This window comes from Blautia sp. CAG:237 (genome assembly GCF_000436615.1).
In the GTDB taxonomy this organism is placed as follows: Bacteria; Bacillota; Clostridia; order Lachnospirales; family Lachnospiraceae; genus Blautia_A; species Blautia_A intestinihominis.
The window spans coordinates 99077-113763 of sequence record NZ_FR886712.1 but is presented as its reverse complement, the minus strand read 5'-3'; the positions used below and the strand labels follow the sequence as shown (position 1 = coordinate 113763).

Here is a 14687-nt window from a genome sequence, read left to right as displayed (position 1 = left end):
TTTTTCGTGAAAATATAGCAATAAATTAGAAGATGAGATCAGCAAATCCGGTAGATACCAGGAACAGAACCAGCATAACAACCGGCACAACATAACGGATCATAAAGCGATAAAGACCGGCACGTTTGAAGTGTTCTCCGTTTCGTTCCACCTCTCCTACGATCCAGTCCGGACCGATCACCCATCCGATCAGAATACTGGTCAGAAGTGAGATAAAAGGCATCAGGAAACTGTTGCTGATGTAGTCCATAACATCAAGAAGCTGTCCGACAGAACCGTTTGGAAGTTTCAGTTCGAAGTACAGTTTGTTGTATCCAAGACAGATCAGAACAGCCGTGATCAGGGAGTAAATACCGACAGCACCGCACATTTTTTTGCGCGGTTTGTGGTAAAGTTCCATGCAGTTTGCGACCAGAGTTTCCATGACAGAAACGCAGGAAGTCAGCGCAGCAAAACCCATCATCAGGAAAAATGCAATTGCTACCGGACGGCTAAAGATGCCCATGGCGTCGAATACTTTTGGCAGTGAGATAAAGATAAGGCTTGGTCCGGAAGCCATACCGTCTGTGCCAAGAAATACAAATACAGCCGGGATGATCATCATTCCTGCAAGAAAAGCAACACCAGTGTCAAAAATCTCAATCTGGTTTGTTGCCTTGTTCAGATTGACTTCATTTTTGACATAAGATCCGTAAGTGATCATGATCCCCATGGAAACACTTAAGGAAAAGAAAAGCTGGCTCATCGCATCCAGAAGGATTTCCAGGAAACGTTTTACAGTCAGTCCACTGAAATCAGGTTTTACATAAAAAGCAAGTCCCTGCAGTCCCGTGCGGACAGTTCCATCTGCATCGGTATGTGTCAGTGTCAGTGAAAAGATTGCAATGATCAGGATCAAAAGGATCAGCCCAGGCATGATGATCTTGGAAAATTGTTCAATTCCTTTTTCTACACCTCGGAAAACAATCCATGCAGTCAGTGCGAGAAAGACCAGCATAAATACGATCGGTGCAATGTCAGATGTGATAAATGATGTAAAATATCCATCTGCAGCGGCATCCGTTCCGTCAGAGATAATATAGGTAACAAAATATTTTGTGATCCATCCGCCGATGACAGAGTAATAAGTCATGATCAGTGTCGGCACAAGAAATGTCAGCTTACCAAGAAATTTCCATTTCGGATTGAGAGCTTCGAAGGCTCTGAGTGCATTTTTCTTTGTTTTTCGTCCGATTGCCACATCTGTTGTCAGCAGTACGAACCCGAAGGTCAGTACCAGAACAAGGTAGACCAGCAGAAATAATCCGCCGCCGTCCTTGGCACAGAGATATGGAAATCTCCAGATGTTTCCCACACCAACGGCACTTCCGGCAGCCGCCAGAACGAAGCCGATCGATCCGGAAAAACTACTTCCTTTTTCTTTCATGTTCGATTTTCCCCTCTACATAAAGTTTAATTAAGGGCCAGACAGATTCTGACCCAATGGTTTTATTTTAACGCCAATATTTATGTATGTAAATAGTAGAAGTAGAGAGTTTTTTATATAAAATATGGAAAAATGATCATACCTGCGAAACCGCTTCATTTTTATGAAACAGAACCGTACAGATCAGAACTGTCAGCGGAACGGAGAGCACGATGCCGAAGCTTCCGGCAAGGCCCTGCATGATCGCGATACCAATGTTATTGGAATTGATGATCTGCTGATAGGGAAGGTCATAGGCGTAATCCAGAAGAAGTGTGCTGACACTGCTTCCGGCGAATGCGAGGATCAGGGTGTTGCTGTCTGTTCCCATCATGTCCCTTCCGACACGCATGCCTGCTTTGAACAATTCCTTTCGAGTCAGGGAAGTATTCTGCTTGTAAATCTCATCAATGGCACTGCTGATCGACATGGCGACATCCATAACTGCTCCGAGACACGAGATCAGGAGCCCGGAGAAAAGAAGTCCGCCTATCTGGATGCGGTTGGTATTCCAGAGAGTCATAAGTGTCTCGATATCAGATACATTGTAACCGGAAATCCCGGATGCTTTGCTGAAGCACCAGGCGGAAAGACCGGCCAGAACAACGCCTGCCAGTGTGCCAAGTGTCGCTGCGCAGGTCTTTTTTGTAGGACCGCCGATGAGGTACATAGTGACCAGTGTGGTGAGAAAACAGATAAAAACAGCGGCCCAGAACGGTGAAAAACGCAGATACACAAGCGGAAGATAGACAAAGATCACGCAGAAAAAAGTGAAGATCAGTCCAAGGCATCCTTTGATTCCCTGCTTACCGCCAATGACGCACAATGCGAGAAGATAGAGCAGGGCAAAAATATAAATGACCCATTCTCGATCCTGAGAATAAACGCTGGCGATCGTGGTCTCGCCGGCAACACTCTGCATGACGATGACTTTCATCCCGACTTTGCAGGCGGCACCGAAGAGATAACCGGAGCTGCTGGTGATGTCAAGTTCTTCTCCTTTTCGCGCGCCGGTGAGCATTTTTACACGCACTTTCTGCTCACCGACACGAGTTCCATTAGAATCAAGATTATCCTGAAGGATTTCTGTAATTTCTGCTTTTTCAAATGTCTGACCTGTCCGGACGACCAGTTCTGTTTTTTCAACCTGATTAAGCTTGAAGACAAAAACAGCGAACACACAGACAAATAGTAAATAAATAAGATACCGGACCACTTTTTTTCTGGAAAGTAGTCCGGTAAAGCTGGTGTGAGTCATAGGATTTTGGAATCCTTAGTTTGCTGAGTCATCGGATTCCGTTTCAGCAGCATCTGTGGTGTCGGCAGATGTATCTGTACCGGATTTCTGGATTGTAAAGGTATCATCAATAGCTTCTGCTTTACCGTCATCAGTGATCTGGTAGGTATCAATGGAGAAGGAATCATCAGTCATTGTGATCACGGAATAACTTGGAAGCCAGTTCTGGCTGCGGGCTGCGACATAATCCTGCTGAGTGGAAAGCAGCTCATAGTACTTGGAACCAGAAGCGGAGTTGGCTGTCATATAGAGGATACCCTGTGGATCTGTAACAGTATTTCCTTCTACATCTTCGATGGTATAGCAGTTGTTGTCCTCATGGAAAGCATCCAGAGCGGTCTGTGCGTCTGTATCGCCTTCTTCCGGAGCAAGTGCGATCTGGTCACCGGTATCTACATTTGTAGCGTGATCCCAGTCATAGTCCGTACCGTCTGCGTTCAGGCTAAACTCATATTTTCCGTGGGTCTGACCATCTCCGTAGAGCATTTTGGAACGGCTGTAAGTATGGTCGTGTCCCTGAAGAACAACGTCGATATCGTTTGCATCGAATACAGGAGTAAGCTGGGTACGGAGGATCATACCATCTGTATCGGAATGGTCAAGTCCGGAACCATAAATATCCTGATGGATGGTTACGATACGCCATTTTGCATCCGGGTAAGCTTTTACTGCCTCTTCGATGGTGTTCTGATGTTCTGCAACATTGTAGTTATTGGTGTTCAGAACGATGAAAAGTCCTTTGCCATAGCTGTAGTAGTAGTCGCCGCCAGCTGCTGTTTTGCCGTTTTCGGTATTATTCGGGTTATTGAAATGATAGGAATAATCAGGATTCAGGGAATCGTGGTTACCGATCGTTGTTGCTACAGGAAGAGATTTCAGAGCATCTGCACTCAGATAGGAAGCGTACTCTTCTTCTTTTGCCTCACCTGTTTTGTTTACCTGGTCACCTGCGGAGATAACGAAGTTCACATGCGGATTCTCGGAAAGAGCAGTATTGAGTGTACGGTTCCAGGAAAAACCATCGTTCTCAGCAGCAGTGTTGGCAGCACCGGATTCGTTTGTCAGTTCTGCGCCGTTCTGAGTCTGGCCTTTGGAAGCACCGATCTGCGGATCACCGACATAGAGCATTTTTACGGTATCTGTTTTCTGAGTTTTATATTCGCATACGTCTGTCTGCTGGCCATTTTTTTCTACTGTATAATAGTAGGCTGTTTCTGGTTCAAGACCAGTTACAGTTACGTGGTTATATTCATAGGCTTTGTCACCGGTAAGATCCTGATCTACATCACCGGCAGTACCTTCAAATGTTTCAAGGTTATCTTTATCAGTTCCAAAATGTACAACAGGAGTGGCATCGCTGTCACCTTTTTCGCTGTACCATGCGAAGTTGAGCTGTGTATCATCAGCACCAGGGGTAAGGGAAACTTTTGTAAAATCAGCGGCTGTATCTGCCCAGTTTGCATCCCAGTCAGACCATCCGGAATCTGCACCGGTAACGCTGCTGTCTGTGTAATGTTCAGTGGAAGCGTAAACGGAAGGACATACAGTTGTGATAGAGCAGAGAGCTAAAAAGCCGACGATCAATTTTCTTTTCATAATAATTTAAACTCCTTTAGCATAAGGGAAATATAGTAAAAATGTAATGAAACTGGAAAGATACACAGGCCTGATTGTTCGTTCACAGTTGACGCTGTGAAGTATAACACCGCAATTTTCAGAAAACAATAGCATTTACTGAGGTTTGACGGACATTTTACAGAATCTTAAAAATACTTCATGTTTTACGATTTTCTGTGATATTTGGTGTGGGATTTTGTCTATTTCGTGAATAGGAAAATGTCCTGTGAAGTGTTATGATAGTACATGTAGCATGTATAATGATTTTTTGATTCAATACAAGTATCAATAAAACAAAAAATTAAAATAATAGAAGGAAAGATGAGTATTCATGAAGAAAAATTCAAAGATTTTAGCATTACTTCTGGCAGTTGCATTCATTGCTTTCTGTACAGTAAGTACAAGGGAATCCAAGGTCGTTCAGGCATTTGGCACAGAAGCGTCTTACATCACGATCAAAAACAGTACAGCTTTTACCCTGGAAAATGTACACGTAACCTACAATGGAGATAAAGAACTTGAGGTTGGAAACATCAGAACGAGCAGCTCTGAGACAGCAGAAATCCTTCCAGATGACAGACGAATCACAGAAGTAAAGATTTCTGGAGAGATCTTTAATGGAAAGGAATTCAGCGGTACATTCAGCGGAATCGTAAACAATGACACTCTTCTGACAGTAGATATGGACGAAGATTTTTCCCTGTTTGTAACATCCAATATTGATAATTTTGATTATTGATTTAGAAAGGAGCTGACGCTTCAACGATTAAAAAATCGTGAAGCGCCAGCTCTTTTTTTTCTTGGAAACATAGAGGATATATGTTATGGTAAATGTAAAAAAGTCAAGAGGAAAGACAATATGAACCATGAGATAAAAGTCCTCTTTCTGGACATTGACAATACGCTGCTGGATTTTGACGCGGGGGCTGCGTGGGGGATGGAGCAATGTTTTCAGAAGGCAGGACTGGAATACAGAACGGAAATGTTTTCTGTTTTTACAGAGGAAAATAACAAGATCTGGCAGAAGATTGAGCGTAGAGAACTGACAATGGATAATCTCTTTTATGTGCGTTGGCAGGCGATCCTTGCACATCTTGGATTGCAGGCGGATGGTGTAGAGATGGAAAAAGAATTCCGCAGACTGCTTCATCTGACCGCCGTTCCGGTAGAAGGTGCGAAAGAAATTCTGGAATATCTATATAAAAAGGATTACTTCTTATGTGCCGCAAGTAATGGCCCTTATGTTCAGCAGATCAACCGTCTCAGAAGCGCAGATATGCTCAGATATTTTTCTCATTGTTTTGTATCAGAAAAGATTGGTGCAGATAAACCGGGGAAGCAGTTTTTTGATGGATGCATGAAAGAATTTTCCGGAATTCATCCATCAGAATGTATGATGATCGGAGATTCTCTGACAGCAGATATTGCCGGTGGACAGGCATATGGAATGTCCACATGCTGGTTTGTGCACTCTGGGGATAAGTCCATGAATACGAGAGAGAATGGTGGAAAAGTGGCAGATCACATCATTTACAAACTGGAAGAATTAAAAAATATTTTGTAACTACCAGGTAATTATATAAAAAGAAGGAAAAGAAACATGAACAACAACACAGACAAAGGCTTACAGGGCAACGAAAAAATAGAAGAGGCAATTGCAGGGCTTCAAAAGGAAACCACGCAGGAGATGCTGGCGCATGCTCTTACCGTGATCCGCCGCCGAATGAAAGAAGGCGGCCAGCTCATCATCGCGGTAGAACCGCCAAAAGGCGACGACCAGATCCGCCTGGAAGCGATCAAAACAGATGATGGCAGAAACTGGTGGGCAGCATTTACCAGCTTTGAAGAAGAACTGAAAGGCGGCGGCAGCGTCAAATCCACATTTCTGACGGACATCGACAAATTGTTTGAGACCGCACTCCGAACCGATGGGATCGAAGGTGTGATCCTCAACCCATGGAACCGCACGATCATGCTGGATAAGCTTCTTATTAAAATTATCCTTGGAAAAAACGCATAAAATCCCCCACCACAGCAGATACTGTCATCGTATTGCAAAATGAAAGAGAGGAAGCAGATACGATGATATTAAAAGAAAAAGAACGCACAACGATCCAGGATCTACAGACACAGGAAAAAAGCTGTATTGAGAAATACGGAAGATATGCACAGCAGGCCAAAGATCCTGAACTGAAAAATCTTTTCCAGACGCTGCAGCAGAAGGAGAGAGAGCATTACGATTCACTGGAACGTGTACTGAACGGCGAAGTGCCGCAGTGCAACTGCAACGACAGTGACGGAAGAGATTACCAGCCAAAAGCAACCTACACAGCCATGAGTTCCCCGGAGGACAAACAGCAGGATGCTTTTCTGGCAACAGACTGTATTGCAACAGAGAAACTGGTGTCAGGAGAATATAATTCAGAAGTTTTTGCTTTCGGTGACAGCGGCGTGCGTAAGCTGCTTGCTGATATCCAGGTAGAAGAACAGAATCACGCAGAAATGCTGTATAAGTACAAAACAGTAAACGGTATGGTCTGAAATAAAAGAACAGAGCCCGCAGTTCAGAAGAGAATGGAACTGCGGGCTTTCTTTCTATATTATTATACTTCCGGATAATATTCTTTAAGGAATGGAATAGAGAAGGTTTCCATTGCTTCCCTGAGGTCCTCTGCATTTCTCGGTCCATAGAGCGGCAGGCAGGTGAAATCACGGCAGGTGAGATAACCAAGGACTGCCTGTGTAAGAGAAATCTGGTATTCCTCCATCAGTCCGTGGAGCCCTTCAGCAGCCTTAAGATTCTCAGAAGTGTAGTATTCAGAATTTCTCACAGCATCAGCCCCGCCTGCATATAATTTGTGGAAAAATCCACTGCAAACGGACATATACGGCATAGCCAGATTCTGCGGATTTTCGACATGATATTGCTGCATTTCCTGATTCATGACAGCCAGGGTATCATCTGCGAGCGGACGCATGGAAGCAGAACCAATGTTGAACAGAGCTTCGTTTGCGACAAATCCACGATATCCTTTGGAAGCGGCGTAAGCATCTGCTTCTTTCATGCGGGCAGTGCTCCAGTTAGAGCATGCGTAGTAGCGGATTTTGCCTTCTTTGCGGAATTCTTCCATGATCTCGATCAGTTCTCCGGCAGGAATCGCCTCATTATCTCTGTGATAAAAATAAATATCAATATAATCTGTACCAAGTGCAGTAAGAGAAAGTTCCAGATCCTTACGCATATTTTCGGCAGAAATCCTGGAAGCGTGCATATCCGGGACAGAAGGAGTCATATCCGGATGACCGCCCTTGGAGAGAAGGACGATATCGTGACGCTTTCCACTCTGGCGGAGCCACTGACCAAGGACACGTTCGCTGCGTCCGATCTCAGATGGGATCCAGTCAGAATATACACGGGCAGTATCGTAAACAGTACCACCCATATCAAGAAAAGCATCAAAAATCCTGAAAGCATCCTCGCCATCCCATTTGATCCCGGCATTCACACATCCCATTCCCATAGGTGAAAGTTCAAGGTCTGTGTTCATAATCGTTATTTTTCTCATAATAATAAGTACCTTTCCTGTTATTTCATTAAAAGTAGAATCAGATATAGCTTCATTATAACGATATTTGAGATGCAGGTCAAAGATTTTTACCCGGAGCTTTTTACAAAGATTTTACAAGGTTACGATTTTGCATTTTACTTTGCGTTCATATAATTGCAGTTGTCAATGAGGAAAACAAAAAATTAAATAAAGCAAAATAAAGAGGAGATTTATTATTATGAAGAAAAAATTTCTCGCAATCGTAACAGCAGCACTTATTGGAACAACCGCATTTGCATCTGTAGCAAGCGCAGCAAGCGGAACAATTGATGTAATTTCCCGTGAAGACGGTTCAGGTACAAGAGGAGCATTTATCGAACTGTTTGGAATTGAAGAAAAACAGGGCGATGAAAAAGTAGATATGACAACAGAGGATGCAAGCATCACAAACAGCACTTCCGTTATGATGACAACAGTAGCTGGCGATGAGAATGCGATCGGATATATTTCCCTTGGTTCTCTGAATGACACAGTAAAAGCAGTCAAGATCGACGGTGCAGAAGCATCCGCAGAAAACGTTGCAAACGATACATACAAAGTATCCCGTCCGTTCAATATCATAACAACTGACAGCCTCAGCGATGCAGCTCAGGATTTCGAAAACTACATCATGAGCTCTGACGGACAGCAGATCGTAGAAGACAACGGATACATCAAAGTAGCAGATGATGCAGCAGCTTACGAGCAGAGCGATGCAGAAGGTAAAGTTGTTGTAGCTGGTTCTTCTTCTGTAACACCGGTTATGGAAAAACTGAAAGAAGCATACGAAAAAGCAAACGGCGGAAAGATCACTGTAGAAGTACAGCAGAGCGATTCCACAACGGGTATCACATCCGCAGCAGAAGGAATCTGCGACATCGGTATGGCATCCCGTGACCTCAAAGATGAAGAGACAAGCGAAAACCTTACAGCAACTGAGATCGCAAGAGACGGTATCGCAGTTGTAGTAAACACTTCAAACGATATTGATGATCTGACCAGTGATCAGGTGAAATCCATCTTTACAGGTGAAACCACCACTTGGGAAGACCTGGCTAAGTAAGACAGAAGATACAGAGTGACAGAACAGAGGCTCGGTTTGCCGGGCTTCTTGTATGTTTATTTAGGAGAGAGGAAGAGTCCTGTATGAATAAATTTAAAGAACAGGCTATGAAAGTCGTATTTATGGTCGCAGCCTGTGCATCCGTTCTGGCAGTATTTCTGATCTGTCTGTTCCTGTTTGCGAACGGACTTCCTGCCATCGCAAAGATCGGACCAGTGAAGTTCCTTCTTGGAACAACCTGGAAACCATCCAACGATAAATTCGGAATTTTCCCGATGATCATCGCCAGCATTTATGTAACAGGCGGAGCAATCCTGATCGGTGTTCCGATCGCACTGTTTACATCCGTGTTCATGGCACGCTACTGTCCACAAAAAATTTACCGGCCGCTGAAATCAGGAATTGAACTGATGGCAGGTGTTCCATCCATCGTATATGGTTTCTTCGGTCTGGTACTGATGGTACCGCTGATCCGAAACACCTTCGGCGGAACAGGAACAAGCTGGCTGGCAGCGTCCCTTCTTCTGGCGATCATGATCCTTCCGACGATCATTGGACCTACAGAATCTGCACTCAGAAGTGTACCGGAAAGCTATTACGAAGGCTCCCTGGCACTGGGTGCAACAAAAGAAAGAAGCATCTTTATGGTCATGCTCCCGGCAGCAAAATCCGGTATTCTCGCAGCAGTTGTCCTTGGAATCGGACGTGCGATCGGTGAGACAATGGCGGTCATCATGGTAGCCGGAAACCAGGCAAGAATGCCTGCAGGACTGCTCAAAGGACTTCGAACAATGACTGCAAATATCGTAACAGAAATGGGTTATGCGACAGGCCTTCACAGAGAAGCACTGATCGCAACAGGAGTGGTACTTTTTGTATTCATTCTGATCATCAACCTGAGTCTTTCTCTGCTGAACAGGAGGTCAGAACATGCAAACTAATGCAGTAGCAATAGATCCGACGGTGGAAAATATGAAAAAAAGAAATCAGACATCAACAGCGGACCGCATCCGTTCCTACCTGCGTCATCCAGGCTCAGGAGTGCTTGCACTTCTCACTGTAGGAGCAGCAATCGTTACTTTTTCCGTGCTGATCTTCCTGGTGGCATACATCCTTGTCAAAGGTATTCCATATCTGACACCAAGCCTTTTCAGCCTGGAATATACTTCTGATAATGTTTCTCTGATGCCGTCTCTGATAAATACCTTTATCATGACTGCTTTATCCCTCGTGATTGCCGCACCGCTTGGAATCTTCGCAGCAATCTACCTGGTAGAATATGCAAAAAAAGGAAACAAACTGGTACAGATCATCCGTATCACAGCCGAGACACTTTCCGGTATTCCGTCTATCGTATTTGGTCTGTTTGGTATGCTGTTTTTTGTAACAGCACTCCACTGGGGAATGTCACTCCTGGCAGGCGCATGTACCCTGGTCATCATGGTGCTTCCACTTATCATGCGTACTTCTGAAGAAGCATTAAAAGCTGTTCCGGACTCCTACAGAGAGGCAAGTTTCGGACTTGGAGCAGGTAAACTCCGTACTATTTTTACGATCGTACTTCCTTCCGCAGTACCGGGAATCCTTGCCGGTATCATTCTTGCAATTGGACGTATCATTGGTGAAACAGCAGCACTCCTCTATACTTCAGGAACGGTTGCACAGGTTCCGAATCTGATGGGATCCGGACGTACACTGGCACTTCATATGTATGTACTTTCCAGCGAAGGTCTTCATATGAACCAGGCATCTGCGACAGCAGTTGTGATTCTCTTATTTGTACTGCTCATCAACGGTTTATCCGGTATGGTGGCAAAATGTATCGCGAAAGGATAACAGAAAATGAGTGATAATATTAAACTTTCAATCGAAGATATGAACCTTTTTTATGGAAATTTTCATGCGCTGAAAGACATCAATATGCATATTCCGGAAAAAGAAATTACTGCTTTTATCGGACCGAGTGGATGTGGTAAATCCACACTTCTGAAGTCTCTGAACCGTATGAATGACCTTGTAGAAGGATGTAAGATCACCGGAAGAGTAGAGCTTGACGGCGAAGATATCTACGGTGATATGGATGTCAATGTTCTCCGTAAAAGAGTCGGAATGGTATTCCAGAAGCCGAATCCGTTTCCGATGAGCATTTACGATAACATTGCATATGGACCGAGAACACACGGGATCCGTTCCAAGGCAAAACTGGATGAGATCGTCGAAAAATCTCTCCGTGACGCTGCAATCTGGGACGAAGTAAAAGACAGATTAAAGAAAAGTGCCCTCGGAATGTCCGGTGGACAGCAGCAGAGACTCTGCATTGCAAGAGCACTGGCAGTACAGCCGGAAGTCCTTTTGATGGATGAGCCGACCTCCGCACTCGACCCGATCTCCACATCCAAGATCGAAGAACTTGCAATGGAACTGAAGGGCAATTATACGATCGTGATCGTTACTCATAACATGCAGCAGGCAACTCGAATTTCTGACAAAACAGCTTTCTTCCTTCTGGGAGAAGTGGTAGAATTTAATGATACAGATACCTTGTTTTCTATGCCGAAGGATAAAAGAACCGAGGATTATATTACAGGGAGGTTTGGTTGATCATGGCAACACATTTCGAACGGCAGCTTGAAGAACTTCATGTACAGATGATCACAATGGGAAGTCTCTGTGAGAAGGTGATCTCACTTTCAAACAGAGCGATCCGTGGCGAGAACTGTATCAGAGAGATCTTCGATACAGACAGAGAAATCGATACAAAAGAGCGAGAGATCGAGAATCACTGCATGCGTATTTTGCTTCACCAGCAGCCTGTGGCAAGAGATCTACGAGAGGTTTCAGCAGCACTCAAAATGATCTCAGACATGGAGCGTATCGGAGACCAGGCGGCGGATATCGCTGATCTTTCTCAGTTTATCGAGACGAATCATGTGGAGGTTCCGGAACTGATCGGAAAGATGGCAGAAATGACTGTCCGCATGGTGACAGAAAGCGTCGATGCGTTTGTAAAAAAAGATCTGAAACTCTGCCGCAAAGTCATTGATGATGATGACCAGGTAGATGACGCTTTTAATCAGGTCAAGGAAGAACTAGCGACACTGATGTACCAGAACCTGGATGCAAAAGCAGGACTTGATCTCCTTATGACGGCCAAATATATGGAGCGTATCGGAGACCATGCGGTGAATATCGCAGAATGGGTTGAATATGCGATCACCGGCAGCCACAGAAACAATGAACATCAAATGGGAGGAAACCAGGCTTGACAAAAAAGATATTCAGATCAACTGTCCTGGCTTCAGCAATGATCCTGATACTGGGAAGTGCCTTTGTACTGGGCGTTTTGTATCAATATTTTGGAAAGCAGTTAGATGGGGAGCTCGAGAAAGAAGCTTCCTATCTGGCGTATGGGGTAGAACAAAGCGGCGTTGATTATCTGGAACAGATAAAGCAGAAAGACGCCCGTATTACCTATATGGATGCGTCAGGAACGGTACTTTATGACAGCCAGGCAGATGCATCTTCCATGGAAAACCACAACGACCGTAAAGAAGTTCAGGAAGCACTGGAAAATGGGAGCGGATATGCGGAACGAATGTCAAAGACACTGTCTGAAAAGACAGTTTATTATGCGTTAAAGCTTACCAATGGTTCTGTCCTTCGTGTGGCAGGCACACAGTCTTCTGTCTTTGCACTGATGCTTCAGCTTGTTCCCCCGGTTCTTTGTATTGTAGTCATAATGTTGATTCTTGCAGGATTCGCAGCGGCGCGTATGTCTGCAAATATCGTTAAACCGATCAACGAACTGGATCTGGATCACCCGGAAGAAAACCAGATCTATGAGGAAGTGGGTCCGCTCCTCAGCAGGATCCATAAGCAGAACCGCCAGATCCAGACACAGCTTGAAACGGCACGCCGAAACCAGGAAGAATTCCAGATCATCACCGAAAACATGCAGGAAGGACTGCTGGTCATTGATGCATATACGATCATTCTTTCTGGGAATTCCAGTGTATGGAGAATGTTCCAGGTACGGGAACCAAAGACAGGAGAAAGCGTTTATTCTCTTGACAGGAATGAGGATTTCCGCAAGGTGATCGAGGAAGTCCTGGGCGGTCGTCATGGCAGTGCGATGCTGCAGCTGGATGGCGAATATGTTCAGCTTATCGCCAATCCGGTATTCAGAGATACCAAGGTTGCAGGTGCAGTTCTGCTTCTTGTCAATGAAACCGAAAAGATGGAGAGGGAGAACCTGCGGAGAGAATTTTCTGCAAATGTATCACATGAACTCAAGACACCATTGACATCTATCTCTGGTTTTGCAGAGATCATAGAGGGCGGTCTGGTACAGGAAGAAGACATTCGGAAGTTTGCCGGAAGGATTTACCGGGAAGCACAGAGACTGATCCATCTTGTGGAAGATACCATCAAGATCTCACAGCTTGACGAGGGAGAAAACCCATATGAGTGGGAAAAAGTAGATGCATATGCCGTAGCAAAGAATGTCTGCGGAAACCTGAAAGAAATCGCAGCAAAGAAGAACGTACATCTCTTTATTGACGGCGAGAAACTGGTCTTCTGTACAGTTCGTCCGATACTGGAAGAAGTGATCTATAATTTGTGTGATAATGGAATCAAGTATAACAGAGATGACGGTACGGTAAGCATCCATCTGCAGGATCTTGGAGAAAGCGTAGAGATCCGCGTCAAAGACAACGGCATCGGAATCCCGAGAGAAGACCGCAGCAGAGTCTTCGAACGCTTCTATCGCGTAGACAAAAGCCACTCCAAATCCATCGGCGGCACTGGACTGGGCCTGTCGATCGTGAAACATGGCGTTACCTTCCTCGGCGGCACACTCAAGATGCTCAGCGAAGTTGGCAAAGGAACCGAGATCACCATGACCTTCCCGAAAGAACGCAAAACAAATTTATAAAAAACAGGAGATGCTGACGATCGATCATGTCAGCATCTCCTGTTGTGCTATTAGTAGCAATACGCGCCTTCGTAACGTCCACAGGCGTCTTTTTTGTGAGAAAGTTCTTTGCAGGAACTGCAGCGATCGCAGAATTCCTGCTCGTAACAGGTTGCACAGACACAGTTCCCACAACTGCTACGGTCATAAGCCGGAGTACAGGTGTAGGGAAGAGCGTCCTTGGATTTTTCTTCCTTCATTATTTCGCCTCCCAGCGTCCGGAAGCACCACATGGAAGTACCAGTCCGTTGGAGGTTACCGGAAGTCCGATCTCCTGGGAGTCAACATGTCCGTCGAAGTCTTTCAGCTCGGTTGCCAGCATATAAGTCAGTACGGCAGGAGCCAGACCTGTGGTGTAGGAGTTGATGAGGAAAAATAGCGGGTTCGGGCTTAAAAGTTTCACGCAGAGCTTGATCAGAGGATGGATCGCCTCCTCGATCTTCCAGATCTCACCCTTCGGTCCACGTCCGTAGGACGGCGGGTCCATGATGATCGCATCGTAGTGATTGCCACGACGGATCTCACGCTCCACAAATTTCACACAGTCGTCCACCAGCCAGCGGATCGGTGCGTCAGAAAGTCCGGAAGCGGCAGCGTTTTCCTTCGCCCAGTTGACCATTCCTTTGGAAGCGTCTACGTGGGTAACCTGTGCACCGGCAGCAGCGGCAGCCAGAGTTGCACCG

15 protein-coding genes and 1 pseudogene are annotated in these 14687 nt (G+C 45.2%); 10 read left to right on the top strand and 6 right to left on the bottom strand.

Features of this window, described 5'->3' with window-relative positions; all coding sequences use genetic code 11:
- Positions 1–25 precede the first annotated feature (25 nt).
- From QZL69_RS04920 to QZL69_RS04910, 3 genes are all read right to left on the bottom strand, one after another.
- On the bottom strand, positions 26–1426 hold the full coding sequence (locus tag QZL69_RS04920; RefSeq protein ID WP_022214115.1) for a sodium-dependent transporter: 1401 nt from the start codon (positions 1424–1426) through the stop codon (positions 26–28).
- Between the two features lie 136 nt (positions 1427–1562).
- On the bottom strand, positions 1563–2723 hold the full coding sequence (locus QZL69_RS04915) for a YibE/F family protein (RefSeq protein ID WP_022214114.1): 1161 nt from the start codon (positions 2721–2723) through the stop codon (positions 1563–1565).
- A gap of 15 nt (positions 2724–2738) precedes the next feature.
- The gene (locus tag QZL69_RS04910) at positions 2739–4358 is read right to left on the bottom strand and encodes a purple acid phosphatase family protein (RefSeq protein ID WP_022214113.1); all 1620 of its coding nucleotides are present in this window, start codon (positions 4356–4358) and stop codon (positions 2739–2741) included.
- A gap of 352 nt (positions 4359–4710) precedes the next feature.
- Here QZL69_RS04910 and QZL69_RS04905 point away from each other — a divergent pair, with 352 nt between their 5' ends.
- From QZL69_RS04905 to QZL69_RS04890, 4 genes are all read left to right on the top strand, one after another.
- Positions 4711–5118, top strand: coding sequence for a DUF5300 family protein (locus QZL69_RS04905; RefSeq protein WP_022214112.1), 408 nt, complete (start codon positions 4711–4713; stop codon positions 5116–5118).
- 120 nt (positions 5119–5238) lie between these two features.
- Complete coding sequence (locus QZL69_RS04900; RefSeq protein WP_022214111.1) at positions 5239–5943, top strand: HAD family hydrolase; 705 nt, start codon at positions 5239–5241, stop codon at positions 5941–5943.
- A 36-nt stretch (positions 5944–5979) separates the two neighbouring features.
- On the top strand, positions 5980–6399 hold the full coding sequence (locus tag QZL69_RS04895; protein ID WP_022214110.1) for an SseB family protein: 420 nt from the start codon (positions 5980–5982) through the stop codon (positions 6397–6399).
- A gap of 62 nt (positions 6400–6461) precedes the next feature.
- The gene (locus QZL69_RS04890; RefSeq protein WP_022214109.1) at positions 6462–6920 is read left to right on the top strand and encodes a ferritin-like domain-containing protein; all 459 of its coding nucleotides are present in this window, start codon (positions 6462–6464) and stop codon (positions 6918–6920) included.
- A 62-nt stretch (positions 6921–6982) separates the two neighbouring features.
- Here the strand turns inward: QZL69_RS04890 and QZL69_RS04885 are convergent, their stop codons facing one another.
- A complete protein-coding gene (locus QZL69_RS04885; protein WP_022214108.1) occupies positions 6983–7945 on the bottom strand; it encodes an aldo/keto reductase in 963 nt (320 codons plus the stop codon).
- A 220-nt stretch (positions 7946–8165) separates the two neighbouring features.
- On the opposite strand from QZL69_RS04885, the gene QZL69_RS04880 reads away from it, so the two are divergent.
- The 6 genes from QZL69_RS04880 to QZL69_RS04855 all read left to right on the top strand — a co-directional run bounded on the left by QZL69_RS04880 (position 8166) and on the right by QZL69_RS04855 (position 13965).
- Positions 8166–9029 (top strand): substrate-binding domain-containing protein, encoded by an 864-nt coding sequence (locus QZL69_RS04880; protein ID WP_022214107.1) that lies wholly within the window; start codon positions 8166–8168, stop codon positions 9027–9029.
- Between the two features lie 83 nt (positions 9030–9112).
- Entirely contained in the window at positions 9113–9970 is an 858-nt protein-coding gene (gene pstC, locus QZL69_RS04875; protein ID WP_022214106.1) for a phosphate ABC transporter permease subunit PstC, read from the top strand.
- Between the two features lie 31 nt (positions 9971–10001).
- Positions 10002–10865 carry a phosphate ABC transporter permease PstA gene (gene pstA / locus QZL69_RS04870; RefSeq protein ID WP_118698500.1) on the top strand — a complete coding sequence of 288 codons (864 nt, stop codon included), beginning with the start codon at positions 10002–10004 and terminating at the stop codon, positions 10863–10865.
- A 6-nt stretch (positions 10866–10871) separates the two neighbouring features.
- A complete protein-coding gene (gene pstB, locus QZL69_RS04865) occupies positions 10872–11630 on the top strand; it encodes a phosphate ABC transporter ATP-binding protein PstB (protein WP_022214104.1) in 759 nt (252 codons plus the stop codon).
- A gap of 2 nt (positions 11631–11632) precedes the next feature.
- The gene (gene phoU / locus QZL69_RS04860) at positions 11633–12295 is read left to right on the top strand and encodes a phosphate signaling complex protein PhoU (RefSeq protein WP_022214103.1); all 663 of its coding nucleotides are present in this window, start codon (positions 11633–11635) and stop codon (positions 12293–12295) included.
- Positions 12292–13965: a sensor histidine kinase gene (locus QZL69_RS04855; protein WP_022214102.1), complete on the top strand. Its 1674-nt coding sequence runs from the start codon at positions 12292–12294 to the stop codon at positions 13963–13965. Before phoU ends, QZL69_RS04855 begins: the two co-directional genes overlap by 4 nt.
- A 50-nt stretch (positions 13966–14015) precedes the next feature.
- Here the strand turns inward: QZL69_RS04855 and QZL69_RS04850 are convergent, their stop codons facing one another.
- Complete coding sequence (locus tag QZL69_RS04850) at positions 14016–14204, bottom strand: hypothetical protein (RefSeq protein WP_022214101.1); 189 nt, start codon at positions 14202–14204, stop codon at positions 14016–14018.
- Positions 14204–14687, bottom strand: a pseudogene (locus QZL69_RS04845) (class I SAM-dependent methyltransferase); the annotation flags it as partial. The gene QZL69_RS04850 and the pseudogene QZL69_RS04845, both read right to left, overlap by 1 nt.

What these genes read in the sequence shown, in the direction of transcription:
- pstC (WP_022214106.1), top strand. Translation starts at nt 9,113, where the DNA reads ATGAATAAATTTAAAGAACAGGCTATGAAAGTCGTATTTATGGTCGCA.
- QZL69_RS04880 (WP_022214107.1), top strand. Translation starts at nt 8,166, where the DNA reads ATGAAGAAAAAATTTCTCGCAATCGTAACAGCAGCACTTATTGGAACA.
- pstA (WP_118698500.1), top strand. Translation starts at nt 10,002, where the DNA reads ATGAAAAAAAGAAATCAGACATCAACAGCGGACCGCATCCGTTCCTAC.
- phoU (WP_022214103.1), top strand. Translation starts at nt 11,633, where the DNA reads ATGGCAACACATTTCGAACGGCAGCTTGAAGAACTTCATGTACAGATG.
- QZL69_RS04910 (WP_022214113.1), bottom strand. Translation starts at nt 4,358, where the DNA reads ATGAAAAGAAAATTGATCGTCGGCTTTTTAGCTCTCTGCTCTATCACA.
- QZL69_RS04920 (WP_022214115.1), bottom strand. Translation starts at nt 1,426, where the DNA reads ATGAAAGAAAAAGGAAGTAGTTTTTCCGGATCGATCGGCTTCGTTCTG.
- QZL69_RS04850 (WP_022214101.1), bottom strand. Translation starts at nt 14,204, where the DNA reads ATGAAGGAAGAAAAATCCAAGGACGCTCTTCCCTACACCTGTACTCCG.
- pstB (WP_022214104.1), top strand. Translation starts at nt 10,872, where the DNA reads ATGAGTGATAATATTAAACTTTCAATCGAAGATATGAACCTTTTTTAT.
- QZL69_RS04890 (WP_022214109.1), top strand. Translation starts at nt 6,462, where the DNA reads ATGATATTAAAAGAAAAAGAACGCACAACGATCCAGGATCTACAGACA.
- QZL69_RS04915 (WP_022214114.1), bottom strand. Translation starts at nt 2,723, where the DNA reads ATGACTCACACCAGCTTTACCGGACTACTTTCCAGAAAAAAAGTGGTC.
- QZL69_RS04885 (WP_022214108.1), bottom strand. Translation starts at nt 7,945, where the DNA reads ATGAGAAAAATAACGATTATGAACACAGACCTTGAACTTTCACCTATG.
- QZL69_RS04895 (WP_022214110.1), top strand. Translation starts at nt 5,980, where the DNA reads ATGAACAACAACACAGACAAAGGCTTACAGGGCAACGAAAAAATAGAA.
- QZL69_RS04905 (WP_022214112.1), top strand. Translation starts at nt 4,711, where the DNA reads ATGAAGAAAAATTCAAAGATTTTAGCATTACTTCTGGCAGTTGCATTC.
- QZL69_RS04900 (WP_022214111.1), top strand. Translation starts at nt 5,239, where the DNA reads ATGAACCATGAGATAAAAGTCCTCTTTCTGGACATTGACAATACGCTG.